General features: G+C 44.1%; 15 protein-coding genes. 5 read left to right on the forward strand and 10 right to left on the reverse strand.

Annotated elements, in window-relative coordinates; genetic code table 11:
* The first annotated feature begins 91 nt into the window (after positions 1-91).
* Positions 92-883 carry a sterol desaturase family protein gene (locus PL85_RS03640; protein WP_096036395.1) on the forward strand — a complete coding sequence of 264 codons (792 nt, stop codon included), beginning with the start codon at positions 92-94 and terminating at the stop codon, positions 881-883.
* 37 nt (positions 884-920) lie between these two features.
* Here PL85_RS03640 and PL85_RS03645 read toward each other — a convergent pair whose 3' ends face one another.
* Positions 921-2,996: a methyl-accepting chemotaxis protein gene (locus tag PL85_RS03645; protein ID WP_019282161.1), complete on the reverse strand. Its 2,076-nt coding sequence runs from the start codon at positions 2,994-2,996 to the stop codon at positions 921-923.
* A 58-nt stretch (positions 2,997-3,054) separates the two neighbouring features.
* Here PL85_RS03645 and PL85_RS03650 point away from each other — a divergent pair, with 58 nt between their 5' ends.
* Positions 3,055-3,567 (forward strand): C40 family peptidase, encoded by a 513-nt coding sequence (locus PL85_RS03650; RefSeq protein ID WP_019282160.1) that lies wholly within the window; start codon positions 3,055-3,057, stop codon positions 3,565-3,567.
* Positions 3,568-3,578: 11 nt separating this feature from the next.
* Here the strand turns inward: PL85_RS03650 and PL85_RS03655 are convergent, their stop codons facing one another.
* Positions 3,579-3,920: a DUF3802 family protein gene (locus PL85_RS03655; RefSeq protein WP_026027237.1), complete on the reverse strand. Its 342-nt coding sequence runs from the start codon at positions 3,918-3,920 to the stop codon at positions 3,579-3,581.
* A gap of 404 nt (positions 3,921-4,324) precedes the next feature.
* On the opposite strand from PL85_RS03655, the gene PL85_RS03660 reads away from it, so the two are divergent.
* The 3 genes from PL85_RS03660 to PL85_RS03670 all read left to right on the forward strand — a co-directional run bounded on the left by PL85_RS03660 (position 4,325) and on the right by PL85_RS03670 (position 7,175).
* Positions 4,325-5,191 carry a fructosamine kinase family protein gene (locus PL85_RS03660; protein WP_017042505.1) on the forward strand — a complete coding sequence of 289 codons (867 nt, stop codon included), beginning with the start codon at positions 4,325-4,327 and terminating at the stop codon, positions 5,189-5,191.
* A 157-nt stretch (positions 5,192-5,348) separates the two neighbouring features.
* Complete coding sequence (locus PL85_RS03665) at positions 5,349-5,552, forward strand: CPXCG motif-containing cysteine-rich protein (protein ID WP_010320526.1); 204 nt, start codon at positions 5,349-5,351, stop codon at positions 5,550-5,552.
* A 252-nt stretch (positions 5,553-5,804) separates the two neighbouring features.
* Positions 5,805-7,175, forward strand: coding sequence for an MATE family efflux transporter (locus PL85_RS03670; RefSeq protein ID WP_026027236.1), 1,371 nt, complete (start codon positions 5,805-5,807; stop codon positions 7,173-7,175).
* 78 nt (positions 7,176-7,253) lie between these two features.
* On the opposite strand, the gene PL85_RS03675 is transcribed toward PL85_RS03670, so the two are convergent.
* The 8 genes from PL85_RS03675 to PL85_RS03710 form a co-directional block, all read right to left on the reverse strand.
* The gene (locus tag PL85_RS03675; RefSeq protein ID WP_445285853.1) at positions 7,254-8,096 is read right to left on the reverse strand and encodes a DNA ligase; all 843 of its coding nucleotides are present in this window, start codon (positions 8,094-8,096) and stop codon (positions 7,254-7,256) included.
* Between the two features lie 186 nt (positions 8,097-8,282).
* Entirely contained in the window at positions 8,283-9,146 is an 864-nt protein-coding gene (locus PL85_RS03680; RefSeq protein WP_115339792.1) for a patatin-like phospholipase family protein, read from the reverse strand.
* A gap of 158 nt (positions 9,147-9,304) precedes the next feature.
* Positions 9,305-10,489, reverse strand: a complete 1,185-nt coding sequence (locus PL85_RS03685; protein WP_115339793.1) for a tetratricopeptide repeat protein — start codon at positions 10,487-10,489, stop codon at positions 9,305-9,307.
* Positions 10,486-11,106, reverse strand: a complete 621-nt coding sequence (locus PL85_RS03690) for an energy transducer TonB (RefSeq protein WP_115339794.1) — start codon at positions 11,104-11,106, stop codon at positions 10,486-10,488. Before PL85_RS03690 ends, PL85_RS03685 begins: the two co-directional genes overlap by 4 nt.
* Positions 11,106-11,510, reverse strand: a complete 405-nt coding sequence (locus tag PL85_RS03695) for an ExbD/TolR family protein (RefSeq protein ID WP_013856855.1) — start codon at positions 11,508-11,510, stop codon at positions 11,106-11,108. The genes PL85_RS03690 and PL85_RS03695 overlap by 1 nt, the downstream gene beginning before the upstream one ends.
* Entirely contained in the window at positions 11,507-12,055 is a 549-nt protein-coding gene (locus tag PL85_RS03700) for a MotA/TolQ/ExbB proton channel family protein (protein ID WP_017047623.1), read from the reverse strand. Before PL85_RS03700 ends, PL85_RS03695 begins: the two co-directional genes overlap by 4 nt.
* Positions 12,055-13,395, reverse strand: coding sequence for a MotA/TolQ/ExbB proton channel family protein (locus tag PL85_RS03705; protein ID WP_115339795.1), 1,341 nt, complete (start codon positions 13,393-13,395; stop codon positions 12,055-12,057). The genes PL85_RS03700 and PL85_RS03705 overlap by 1 nt, the downstream gene beginning before the upstream one ends.
* Positions 13,392-14,165 carry a DUF3450 domain-containing protein gene (locus PL85_RS03710; RefSeq protein ID WP_115339796.1) on the reverse strand — a complete coding sequence of 258 codons (774 nt, stop codon included), beginning with the start codon at positions 14,163-14,165 and terminating at the stop codon, positions 13,392-13,394. The genes PL85_RS03705 and PL85_RS03710 overlap by 4 nt, the downstream gene beginning before the upstream one ends.
* Between the last annotated feature and the right edge of the window lie 42 nt (positions 14,166-14,207).

The raw sequence follows: 14,207 nt of genomic DNA on the forward strand, positions 1-14,207 counted from the left end.
AATCAGGGCGGCAAGCTGGAAAGTGCTGCCGATTGTACTTACAGTACAAGCAGATTCCTAGCACAAGACCATTGAAGATGAGCCATTAAGCATGAACCTGAACCCTGAATTGATCCGTTTGAGCGTATTTTTTGCTGTATTTATGCTTTGTGCGCTGTGGGAATGGTCTTGCCCACGTAAAACACTCACCCAAAGTAAAGCCACTCGCTGGCTGAATAATTTAGGTTTGGTTGGTTTAAATAGCGTGTGCTTATCGCTATTGATGCCTGTGTTAGCCATTGAAGCGGCTTATTGGGCGCAGCAAGACTCGATTGGCCTTTTTAATTGGGTGGATTTGCCACAAGTGGCTGAAATTGCGCTGTCAGTTATTATTCTTGATGGCGTGATTTACGCCCAGCATGTGCTTTTTCACTTCTCTCCTTGGTTATGGCGTTTACATCGCATGCACCACGCTGATCAAGATATTGATGTGACCACTGGCTCGCGGTTTCACTCATTCGAAATGATTCTCTCTTTGTGGATCAAAATCACTTGCGTGATCATGTTGGGTGTCAGCCCATTCGCGGTATTGATATTTGAGGTTGTGCTTAATGCGAGCGCGATGTTTAACCACAGTAACGCCAAATTACCGTTGAAAATGGACCGTTGGCTTCGTTGGTTGGTGGTGACACCTGACATGCATCGGGTGCATCATTCAGTCATTGTGCGAGAAACTCACTCCAATTTTGGTTTTTTCTTGTCATGTTGGGATCGGCTATTTCGTACTTATCGTGCGCAGCCAGAATTGGGCCATAAGCAGGTCATTATCGGCCTACCACTCTTTCGAGAGAAGCGTGAGCAGTGGTTGGATAAAATGCTTACCCAACCATTTAGAAAAAAGTGACAACGTCATGAAAATACAGAAATCCGCGCTGGATAAGCTAGTTGAGCGTATATTTATGCAACATAGCCTGCTGTTCACCCGCAACTTCAGCCACCTGCTCTGAACTTTCGACCATGGCTTCAAGCTGTAATTTAGTTTGCTCACCTTGCGATGAAACTTGGCTGATAGATTGGCTTACATCGGCCGTCGCTCGCTCTTGCTCTTCTGTTGCAACGCTTATCTGCTCAACTCGAGCACGAATCTGTTCCACTGCTTTTTCTATCTGCTCAAATGTTGTTTTGACTTCTTGACTCGATTGCAGCGCATTACTCATCTCTTGGCGCGAATCCGATACCGCTTGACGAGAGCGCTGCGTTGCATTGGTGAGTTCATTCATCATGTCCCGGATATTGGTGGTTTGCTGTGATGTATCGCTGGCTAATTTGCGTACTTCATCGGCTACAACCGCAAAACCACGCCCTTGTTCGCCAGCTCTTGCTGCTTCAATCGCGGCGTTCAACGCCAGTAAGTTGGTGCTGTCAGCAATACCGCTGATCATATCCACCATCTCGCGAATTTTCTTCACGCGCTGGTCAAGCTCGTGCATTGCTTCATCGTTTAAATGCAGTGTATTTTCAAGAGATTCCAAGCGAACACGGTTTTGTTCCACAACTTTCACCCCTTGCGTAGAAAACTGGCTGGCAGCCACTGATTCTTCATAAGATTCACTGGTCACAAGCGCGATATTCCGAATCGCCGATTCCAACTCACTCACTGTGGAAACCATGTTAACCAACGAATCATTTTGTGCGGCTAAACTGCGGTTGGATTTATCGGCTGCATCGTGACTGGTTTCGGCATTTTGGTAGAGCACTTCACAATTGCGCGTTACGGTAGAAATTGAATATTTTGTTGATTCAATAACTTGGTTTAGTTGTAGAGCAACTTCTTTAAATTCACTCGGGCCAATCAAGCGAGCGGGTTGAGAAAAATCGTGTTGAGTTAATAATGCAAGCTTGGCCAATAAGTTATTCAGCCCCAGCTTTAGCCAGTGGCGTAACCCTAGCCATGCAAGTAAAACCAAAGCGACCAGAATAATGCCGCCAGTATATTGTACTTGCTTAACCATTAGCATTGCGTCATGAACCACGTTCTCACTATGTTTGATCAACTCACTTGCGGTGGCAGAAATCGTATTTAGCAGTGCTACCGTGTCTTTGGCTAGCTGCGCAGCTTGTGCCATTTCTTGTCGCTGCTGCTGTGCTTGCTCAATTTTATTTAAGATCAGTGCTAAAATGCCATGCTCAACAAAACCCGCTTTAACCATTTCATAAGGTGCCGTCAGGCTTGCAAACTCCATAACATCAGGATGCCACTCTTTGAAATCATCAAAGGCTAGCTCAATTCCTGCCATGCGATTACGGATTTCCTTAAATTGCACTTTGGCCTGTTCAGGATCGCTTTGCATCATTAACAGTAAGAAGGTACTTTCCATCGAACTTGCACTGGCAATAAAGCGGTTAGCCGCATCCATCGATTCCGGGTTATCTAATGCGAGAAATGAACTGATCCGGTTCATCTCCGGTCCAATGGAGCTTAATCCGTAACGAAACGCGGTGGCGGCGTTATCGATAGCATTCTGCTGTTCAAGCAAAGAGGCCTGCGTTGATAAAATAGAATAGGTGAGCTGCTGAAAAGCCGCACTTTTGCTGCGTAACGACACTTGATGATCTTGAGTAATCGCGTTACCGATACGAGTAGCGATGGAGAAAAGCTGGTCAGTAAGTTGGTCCGTTTGCTGGTTTAAGTGGCTTAATTGCTGGTTTACCGCTTCTAATTCTGCCGATTCCGTTGTGCGAATGCCATCTCCGAGAGATTGTACTTGTTCTAATATATTTTGCGTCAACCTTGCATTATTTAATGCCAAAGGTAGTGTTTGTTCAGACAATCCAGAAAACTGTAGCCCTACCTTATCGATGCTTTTTAAACTGGTGATGGATAAAAGGACCACCAGTAACGTCATCGTGATGAAAATGGCACTGATGGTTTGAATCAACGACAGTGAATGTCGATTATTTATTGAGGAATTCATGATAAATGCAACTAAGTGATTAGAGAATGTGTTAAGGCTCAACCATAGTAGGAATGCAATATTTCAAAAATGTTTCAGTTACATTTCATTGGGATGATAAATGATTAAAAGTCCAATACTCTTCGCATTATCAATAACTAGTGTGCTAACGGGTTGCGTAGGATCGCCTATTTCGTCCAATTTTGGCCCTACTTATGTTACTCAAGAAGAGATTCTGTCAATTGTTCAAGATAAAGACGATGGATTAGGCACGGTTTTTCAGCGCTGGCAAGGAGTGCCGTACCGATTAGGTGGTGAAACGTTGAACGGAGTCGACTGCTCAGCATTTGTGCAAATAGCGTTTAAAGATGTATGGCAGATCCCTCTACCACGAACCACACGCTCACAGAGTCAAACGGGGTTTGAGGTAAATTATCAAAATGCGCAGCGCGGGGATTTGGTCTTTTTTAAAACATCAAGGACGAGCAATCATGTTGGAGTCTATCTAGGAGACAAAAAATTCATGCATGCCTCTACGTCTAAAGGTGTGATGATCTCAAGAATCGATAACCCCTATTGGGCTTCTAAATTCTGGCAATTTAGGCGGATTATAAGCCCGCCTAACTCTGATTAGTCATACTTCAATTAGTCGTACTTCGCAACGGCAGTATCGAACAGATTCTTCACTAAGGCGATGTATTCATCAAGAAAAAGGATCTGTTCGTTGGTCGCAGGTTTACTCCAAACACCCGCCAATACTTCACCAAGATCTTCCACTACAGAATCGGCTTCTTTGAGCAACTGGAATCGAACACTGGAATGTAGCTCAGGGTTTTGTTCAAAAATAGCCATGATGTTGCTTGAAACCATGTCGGTCACAACATCTTCTACACTTTCAGCGCCAATATCTCCGCCTGATGTGAACACATCCATATTAAAAGAGAGATGCTCTATCAGAGCCAAATAACCATCGGTTTCTACAACCACTTTAATTCTCCGCTTTACCGCTAAATTGCTAGTAATCACTGTACCTTCAATAATACTAAGCCATGTCAGCCCATTTTCACAGATTTGATAGTTTAGACGTTCAAATTTCCCGCGATTTCTTGATAAGCATCTATTTCACGAGCATTTATTTTCCTCAAAGTAGGATACGCCATCCTATAAATTGGGTTACTAGCACCTAAGCAAGATCAACTTATGAAAAATATAGCGTTATTTTTAATACTATTTCTGTATTCGTATCTGCAAATTCTTGCACTTAATCACATTTATGAGCATTGGTGCTCCCTCAAAAGGAAAGTGGCTAAATTATGTGTCACGCACTTCTGAAATATTCGTAACCATGACCTAAACTACGAATTATTAAGTAAATCAAGGCAGAGGTCGTTATGTGGCAAACTCTCATTCAGCAGTTATCCGATACGCTCATGTTTGAATTTAACCCTGTTGAAAAAGAAAAAGTCAGCGGTGGTGACATTAGTGATTGCTACATGATCAGCGATGGCGAGCAACGCTATTTTGTTAAAGTGAACACACGAGACTTCTTAGCTAAGTTTGAGATTGAGGGTGAAAACCTACGTTCGCTTCGTGAAACGTCAACAGTACAGGTTCCCGAGCTAGTGATGATTGGAACCAGTAAAAATCATGCTTTCATTGTTCTAAACTATCTACCAACCAAACCCCTAGATAACGCGACGAACAGCTATGAGTTCGGTGTACAACTGGCCAAACTGCATCAATGGGGAGAACAAAAAGAGTATGGGTTTGATGCAGACAATTATATTGGTTCCACTTTGCAGCCAAATCCGTGGGACAAAAAATGGGGTCGTTTTTTTGCAGAACAACGTATCGGCTGGCAATTGCAATTGTTGCGTGAAAAAGGAATTGAGTTGTTCAATATCAGCGAGTTGGTCGATGTTGTCCAATCTCGCTTAGCTAACCATAGCCCTCGCCCATCTCTGCTGCATGGAGATTTGTGGCACGGGAATGTGGCAAACTCTGTATTTGGTCCAATTTGCTACGATCCCGCCTGTTATTGGGGTGATCGTGAATGCGATATCGCAATGACAGAGTTATTTGAAGGTTTTCAACCTGAGTTTTACCAAGGCTATGAGAGTATCTTACCTTTGAGTTTGGACTATGTGGAACGTAAGAATATTTATAACCTCTATCATGTCCTCAATCACTACAATCAATTTGGTGGCCACTATCTGGTCGAAGCGGAAAGTTTGATCAAGAAAATCCTCTCCTTTTAACGGTGTAAACAACCGAGCTGTATAGACAACAAATGAGCCTTAATAAATGGCTCTTTTGTTGTTTTATGGGCCAATTCAAAGTTTGAACTTAATTTACCGCTTAAAGGAACTTAGCGACTTAGTATTAAGGTATCTCCAAGGATGTAAGGAAAGAGATATGAAAAATTATACGGAAAGAATGGTCAACTGCCCTCACTGCGGTCATTCCATTCGGATCACCCTAGATGCATCAAATGGTAGCCAAGAGTTTTATGACGATTGCCCCGCCTGTTGCCATGCGATTCATCTCAATATGATGGTCGATGAACGTTTAGACAAAATAGAGTTGTTTGTTGATGCCGATGATGAACAAATCTTTTAAAAAGTGAGCGCTTGGCAAGCGCTCTTCTTAATGGTTACGTGCAACACGCCAAGCCCTCCTATCTAGCCTAATCAAGCTTTGTCTGAAATAGATTTCACCGCATATAGCGCGACGAGCAACCTTCCCAATAAACATTAGGTAATTTCATCAGTTTTTCATGGAGCTTAGTGTGACATTTCTTTATCATCCATGCCTACGCGATAAGTTGATTATTGGTCGCGATTTTTGCTTGTCCTTCCTCTGGAGATATTTGTGCATCGTTATAAACAAGAAGCTTCAAATTTAATCAAATTGGCAACACCTGTGTTGATTGCCTCTATTGCTCAAACTGGAATGGGCTTTGTAGATACTGTCATGGCTGGTGGTGTGAGTGCGATTGATATGGCTGCGGTATCGATCGCGGCAAGTATTTGGCTACCTTCGATTCTGTTTGGTGTTGGGTTGTTAATGGCGTTGGTTCCCGTTGTGGCACAACTCAATGGTTCAGGGCGGCAAAAGAAAATTCCTTTTGAAATACAGCAAGGCGCAGCGCTAGCGTTGTTTGTCTCTATTCCCATTATTGGTGTTCTTTTTCAAACTCAATGGATTTTGGGGTGGATGGATATTGAGCCGTTGATGGCTGAAAAAACTAACGGGTACATGTACGCCGTGATGTTTGCCGTACCTTCTTATTTACTATTTCAAGCATTGCGCAGTTTCACGGATGGTATCTCACTGACGAAACCCGCTATGGTGATTGGTTTCGCGGGCTTATTAGTTAACATTCCACTTAACTGGATTTTCGTATACGGAAAATTTGGCGCACCAGAGCTAGGCGGTGTGGGTTGTGGTGTGGCGACGGCAATTGTCTATTGGTTGATGTTTTTTATGCTGCTGTTTTATGTCGTCACTTCTAAACGCATGGCGCACATTAATATCTTTGGTGAATTCCATAAACCACAATTGAAAGCGCAAATTCGCTTATTCAAGCTTGGTTTTCCTGTGGCGGCAGCGATATTTTTTGAAGTTACTCTATTTGCTGTGGTCGCATTGCTGGTCGCTCCACTCGGTTCATTGGTGGTGGCGGCTCACCAAGTCGCTTTGAATTTCTCATCATTAATTTTTATGTTACCGATGAGTATCGGTGCGGCAGTGAGCATCCGTGTTGGCCATAAGCTGGGCGAAAAAAATATTGAAGGGGCAACCATCGCTTCACAGGTTGGCTTGTTAGTCGGTTTATCTACTGCAATTATCACGGCGACGTTAACGGTTCTATTTCGTGAATATGTGGCTTTGCTTTATACGGAAAACCAAGCCGTTGTAGCCATGGCGATGCAGTTGCTTATTTTTGCGGCTATTTATCAATGTATGGATGCGATTCAAGTCGTTGCAGCAGGAGCGCTACGTGGTTATAAAGACATGACGGCTATTTTTAATCGTACCTTTATCGCTTATTGGATGATTGGCTTGCCAACGGGCTATGTATTAGCAATGACAGATTTCATTGTCGAACCTATGGGTGCCAGTGGGTTCTGGATAGGATTTATCGTTGGCTTATCTTCTGCTGCTTTAATGCTGGGTATCCGCTTACACTGGATGCATCAACAAGCCGATAGCGTGCAACTCGATTTTGCATCGAAATAACAGCTTGATTCTCTGAATTTCAACGTGGCGAAAAGGCGTTGCGATGAAATAATAAGGTCAGACATTGTCTGGCCTTATTTATATTGCTGGCCTTTCTCTCATAAAACGTGCAAATCTTGGTTTTCCTTCTGCAGTGAGATCATTAAAACGAAAAGTAATAATGGATCCGATCTTTGGCGGATTATTTCTGATCTCATCAGAAAAACCGCTGCCGATATAGAACTCAACACCGTTTTCTAAGCGCACTAGCACTGATCCCATCATACCTTGATATTTGCCAGAACCCAGTTTATAACCAATGACCGTAGCTTCAGCATCTTGGTGTTTTTTAAGCTTAAGTAAATCGTTACTGCGGCCGGCTTGGTAATGGGCATTAATTTTTCGCAGCATCACCCCTTCACCCTGCCCATCACTTACGTTGTCTAAATACCCAAGCAGCTCTTTTTCTGAGTGAATTGGTGAATGTTCAATATAGGTAATGTGCGGAGCATTCATGAGTGAGGATAAGTGGATGAGATTGCGGTATCGCTTTTGGTAGTCACCGATCGCTTCGGGCATATCAAACAGCATAAAGCGGATGCTTTGCCACGCTTCATCGGTTGGTATGGTATCCAATACCGTTTGTTGAACGTGATGAAATTGACCTCGTCCAGCCCAAAGCTCTCCTTCTAATGCTTTATTAGGTAATGGTGCAGTAAACCAAGCAGGCGCATTTATCTTATTACCATTACGCGTATGAAGATATTGTCCATTCCAGACGGCGCGAATTCCATCCAGTTTTTCACTTTTCCAGTACTCAGCAACATCAATGCCATGTTGGTAACTATTGGCTGCTGTGACCGGAATAAACATCTGAGAGTTTTCCGTTGCAGTGACAGGAATTGTGTTCAATAAAGCGATGGAGAGTAGCGATAGTTTCAGTTGCATGCCATCAGGCTCGATCAATCAAAATGTGGTACATACTTAGCACGTGCCACTCATATGAAAACCATAAACAAGATAAATTGCGATGAAATTCATACTCAATCATCTCTAAAAAACAGCTTATTACATAGACAGTTACGACATGTAGATAGTGTTTTATCAGCCTTTAAAACCTAAGCGTTTTTAGGCTGCATGTGTGTATTCAAGCCACTCCAAATGATTTTGCCCTGCTTTTAAGCCCATGTCATAGCCTATGTTGAGCAAAGGTAACTTCATCGTCAATCTCTTTACGGGAAACCCTTCAGGTGGCGCGATTACTCGAATGATGGCATCAGAAGGTGGGTTACGAATAAATTCAAGTGATTGGTTGTAATGTTTCGCACGAAATAGCATTGATTTAGCCATATTTGGATGGCGTGAAAAAAGTTTTTTCATCATCCACTTACTTTTAGGGGGCGACATGATATAGCTAAGTGGATGTGATAAAACAACCGTAATATCTCGTGCTCCACGGCGATACGCTTCTTTAACAGGGATCGAGTCAGCAACCCCTCCATCAGTGTAGCAACCACCATGGAAACAAGGCGTGTGCTTATAAACTATCGGTAGCGCGGATGTTGCCTCAATGGCCGTGCTCAAGTTTTCTTGAGTCACTCGATAATAATCGACTTTACCCGTTTCGATATTGGTTGCAACGGCAAAGAAAGGGACTGAGTTAAACAGTTTGTCTTCATCAATCGGATAACGTCGGTTGGACTCATCAATTAGCCAACGCACATCGACGAGATTTCCCCCCTTAATAAAGCGAATTGGGTTAAAAAAAAGACGGTCGGTGGCAAGCTGAGTTACAACGTGATAACTGCGTCTCGGTTGCTGCGCAAGGTAGCCGATTAAGTTTGAAGCTCCAGCTGAAACACCTAATACAAAATCAAATGGGTTATGCTGATGTTGTAAAAAACTATCCAAGACTCCACTGGCAAAAATGCCGCGCATCGCACCACCTTCAACCACTAACGCTTTCATCATGATTCTCTCTCTGTACTTCATCGTTAAACGTTATGGTACGGAAAAAATCAGAAAGACAATAATAGGTTCTCTTTATCACTAAGATAGGCAAAACCGAACCAATGTCAGTCTTGATAATGACGATTCAAAAATCGTAAAAGGTCAGACGCCTCATCATCGGGCCAGATGAGGCGCTATGATCAGATATTAGCAGTTTGCGCTTGCTGAACTTTTTGTAAACGAGAAAGGAATTTGATCCATCCTTTGGCATGGCTTGATGGATTTAGGTTTTCAGCTTGCTTGGCTTGGTATAGAGCATTATCGAGTTGATTGAGTTTGTACAGCGCATGAACTCGCGCTAACGCGACATCGGCTTTTTTCTCGCGCGTGGTGACTTTATCCAACGCCTGTAACGCTTCTTTAAATTGCCCTTGCTGGTTGTACAGCAGCGCCACTTGCCAATAATATTGCTCATCCTGTTCAGCTGCTTTTGTCCACGTTCTGATCGCGGCTTGCCACTCTTTGGCTTGCTGCCAGTAAGTGGCTTGCTCTTTCAGTAAAGTTAAGTCTTGATCAGCATCAGATAATGTTTGCAGAACTTGCGCCGCACGTTCTGGAATGCCATTTTGCGCATACAACTGCGCGAGCAAGTGTTTATCCTTATCGGTTAATTCCACACCTTGTAATTTGGCTAACGCTAGACTGTTTAATGCTTGACGACGCTGATCTAAACGCAGATGTAAACCGACCAACTGTCGCCACCAACTGGCTTGGTCAGGCTCCAGCATGATCAGTTTTTCTAAAGTTGGAATGGCCGCCTTCCATTGTTCTAGCTGAAGCTGCGCACCTAATTTAAGTGACAGTGGGTTTTTAGTATTAAGTGGTGTCACGGTTTGGTATTTATCCAACGCATGCAGCACTTTTTTCCATTGTGCAATTTGGTAGTGGGTCTGTGCGATACGCAACCACAGATCGTCTACTTTTTGTGAAGGCGGAACGGATTTCAATAATTGGTAGTAGTGCGGTAACGCCTGTTCAAATTGTTGTTCATTAACATACAGATCAGCCAGCATACGTTCGGTGGTCCATGCCTGCTCATCTTGCAGCTCTCCACTCTCTACAGCGTACTTGATCTGTTTGATAGCCGCTTTGGGCTGACCACTTTGCCAATAAAACACACCAAGCATTCGGGCGACAAATGCTTTATCGTAAAGACGTGACGTTTCAACACTGCTCAGTACCTCAATGGCTTGAGTGAGGTTCTCTTCTAATGCAAATTGCTGTGCTTTTTGCACTTTCAGGACTGTTGTCGCACTTAATTCGCTCGCATTTAAAGAGAGCGAGCCGATAACAAGTGATAAGCCAATCAACATACGTTTCATCATTTGGCGATTTTAAACTCCACAGTCACGGTTTGTCCCGGCTGCTCAATGGCTTTACCGTCGACAATCTGAGGTTGATACTTCCATTTTTTCAGCGCTTGCATCGCTTCACGCTCAAACATACGTTTAGGATTGGCATCGACGACATTGATGTCGACGGCTTTTCCTGTTGTATCAATGGTAAAGCTTAATGTAACGAAACCTTCTACACCTCGCTTTAGGGCTCGGCTTGGATAAACAGGCTCGATACGATATAACGGCATTGCTTGCTGGTTTGAACCGAAATCACCAAAAGTTGGTGCGCTAATCGCCACCCCATTAAGCGCGGTATCCAAACCCAAAGCTGGTAAACTAGTGAGTGATGTAGCGGCCGTAGCGGTAGTTTTTGACTGTGTCACTTGTGCTTGCGGTGGCGGCTCAGGCAACTTTAAAGGTTCCGGAACGCTACGTTGGCGACGCTGTAAATCGTGTTCTTGTTCCATCATCACCATGTTAAATCGCAGTGCTTGAGTTGGTTTTACAGCGCGTTGGTTACCGTTATCCACCATCCACGCCATAAAACTGAACAACGCCAGCGAAATCGCTCCTGCAATTGGCAAAGCAAGCAGTAAACGTCCCATTAACGCTTCTCCGCCGCCAATGCGATATTTTTCACTCCGGCCCCTTTGGCCGCATCCATCACTTTAACAACCGTACCGTTATAAGCATGTTCATCCGCTTGAATCACTAACGCCGCATCTGGTTGTTCGAGTAGCAGATGTTCTAGGGTGGCCTCTACACGTTCAACATCAATCAAGCGTTTGTCGATGTAAATATCATTGGATGCATTGATAGCGACAAAAATACCCGCATCTTTCTGACTCACCGCGTGAGAAGCTTGAGGACGGTTAACCTCAACACCTGATTCACGAACAAATGAGCTGGTGACAATGAAAAAAATCAGCATGATAAAGACGATGTCGAGCATCGATGTTAAGTCTATCTGCGCCTCATCATTTCTTGGTTGGCGTCTGCCTAATCTCATCGCAAACTCCTTAACGATTTTTCTAATTTTAATTCAAGTAGATGACACTTTTTTGCAAGACGAGCATGCACAAACATGCCCGCAAGGGCCGCAACCATTCCGGCCATTGTCGGTAATGTGGCCAATGAAATGCCAGATGCCATCAATTTAGGATCGCTACTGCCTTGATTTGCCATCACATCAAACACAGAGATCATTCCGGTGACTGTGCCGAGCAGCCCTAACATTGGGCAAAGTGTGACGAGCAGTTTGATCATGTTAAGGTTGTGGCGCAGCATCTGCTGTGCTTCACCAAGCCAACCTTCGCGAATCGCATGGGCATACCATGAATGATGTTCCGTGCGTTGATGCCATTGTTCTAACCACCCTTTTCGATATTTAGGAAAGCTCAACACCACAAACAGTACGCGTTCGATGATCAACAACCAATAAAGCGCCACCACCCCAGCTAGCCACCATAAGACGATACCCCCTTGCTGCATAAACTGCTGCAAGGTTGTTAGCCAGTCATTGCTGAGCAGTGCGCTTGGCAATACGCTGTTCATTACGCCGCATTCCTCATTGAAGCTTGGCATTCTTGCTCTGCTTGCGCAGCAACGAGGCCAATCCCCTGTTTTTCTAAAATAGAGCGAATATTTTCGGCTTGAGAGCTTAAGATATTATGAGCTAATAATAGTGGAATCGCAGAGACTAAACCCAGAACGGTAGTCACCAAGGCCATTGAAATACCGCCCGCCATTACTTTTGGATCACCGTTACCAAATTGTGTGATCACTTGGAAGGTTTCAATCATGCCGGTCACCGTACCCAATAGCCCAAGCATCGGCGCAATCGCAGCTAATAACTTCAGCATCGATAAGCCTTTTTCCAAATGCGCTTGTTCATCGACCACCGCTTCCAGCAAGCGCAGCTCCAACGCTTCTACGCTGCGATTTTGCTCTTTGTTATAGACGCTGAGTACACGCCCCAATGGGTTATTACCAATTTTCTGTACATCTTTAAGCTGCGCTTTGATCTTGTGGTGAGTCATCACCAATGCGAAGCCGCGATAGAAAGCGATGATTAAACCAATACCAAGCAGTACCAAAATGATGTTACCGACCGCACCACCCATTTGTAGCCGTTCGGCTAACGTTGGCGTAAGGGCTAGCTGTTCAAGCATGATGCCACGCGAAGGATCGACCACTAAGCTTTCGATTTCTCCCGTATTTAGGCCAGAGAAAATAGGCCCATTGTCCGGTTGTTTCAAATAAGCGGTGGCGGCTTGTTTATCCCCGTTCCATTTGACATAACCTTGCTCTGTCACCAAACCAAAGGTTCCAATACGATAAGCGGCCACATTTTTCGTGACACCGTCACCATTGATAAATGCGATCTGAACGCGGCTTAGCTCACCACTGGCGATGATCTGTTCAACATAGCTGTGCCATAACCCCGTCAGCTGCGGCATCGAGGGTAAAGATTTTGCGGCGACAATTTCTTGTACCCGCGATGTATACTGATGGCGATCAACCGCAGTGATGGAAGATTCCAATTCACTGCTTAATGCTTTGGCATTTTGGCGTACCACACCAAACAGCTCTCCAAGGCTTCCTGTTTCTAAGCGAAGCTGCTCTTCTAAACGTGCTAGTCGGTTTTCATTATTACTGAATTGCGTGTTTAGCTTATCCGCTTGCGCTTGTAAATCTTGGCGCTGAGCTTCTAGCTCTGCTTTGGCGCGGCGTAGCTGCTGTTCGGTTTGTTTAAAATCCGCTTCGCGTTCGATATTGTGCTGCTGCTGCTGTTTGTTTTCCACTTTGGCGTTGCTGACTAATTCCGTAGAAGCAAAGCTGTTGAAAGCCAATAGTGTTAAACAGAGTGATGAGAGAGAGAAAACCATCTTCATTTGCTTTGCTCCTCTACTAACTCAAGTGAAACAGGAACCGTCATTAAGTTCGGTGTGATTAAATTGTTGGCCATTTTGAAAGCGGTATCTAAATCGGCATATAGCCCACTATCGACATCGGTCCATTGGTGCGAATGTTGGCTCCAGTTCCAATACTGTTTGCCATTTAAGCTACGAGCCACCAGCGATAAACGGCCAACGTATAAAATGTCAGCTTCAATGGTTTTGTTTTCATTGAGCACCACTGCGCCTTGATAAACACCCAGTTTAGTGCCGTAGTCAATTTCGATTTGGTACGCTTCAAGAATACGGCGGTATTTTTCAGCATCGCTGACATCCGCTCGCACCATCATCGATTCCAGCTTTTCTAAACGCTCTAAACGCGTTTCGCGCTTTAATGGTTTGTCGTTTTCGATTAGGGTACGTAGCCCGTCGATCATCTGATACATCAAAGGAACGATGCCTTGGCGAGTCAGTTTTATCTCATCAATTTGTGACGATAGACTTTGCGCTTCCTGATTCTGGTTTTCCACCAGCGATGCCAAGTGATTACGATAAATAGTGAGATTTTTCACTTCTTCTTTTAACTGATCGATATCAGCTTGCATCAGCAACGCTGATTGAGAACTGTGATTGATGTTCTGTTGGCTGGCGACTGAAGCCGAATTGGTTTTATTTTGGATGGCATTCGCGTCACTGAGTGTAGAAGCATTTACTGCGAACAAACTGGTAGTCGCCACCAAGGACAAGCTGATTTTTAAAAGATTCATAGACGTTATTCATTACCTTCAACGAAGTGTTATCACCTTGTT

Source organism: Vibrio anguillarum, from assembly GCF_001989995.2.
Lineage (GTDB): Bacteria > Pseudomonadota > Gammaproteobacteria > Enterobacterales > Vibrionaceae > Vibrio > Vibrio anguillarum.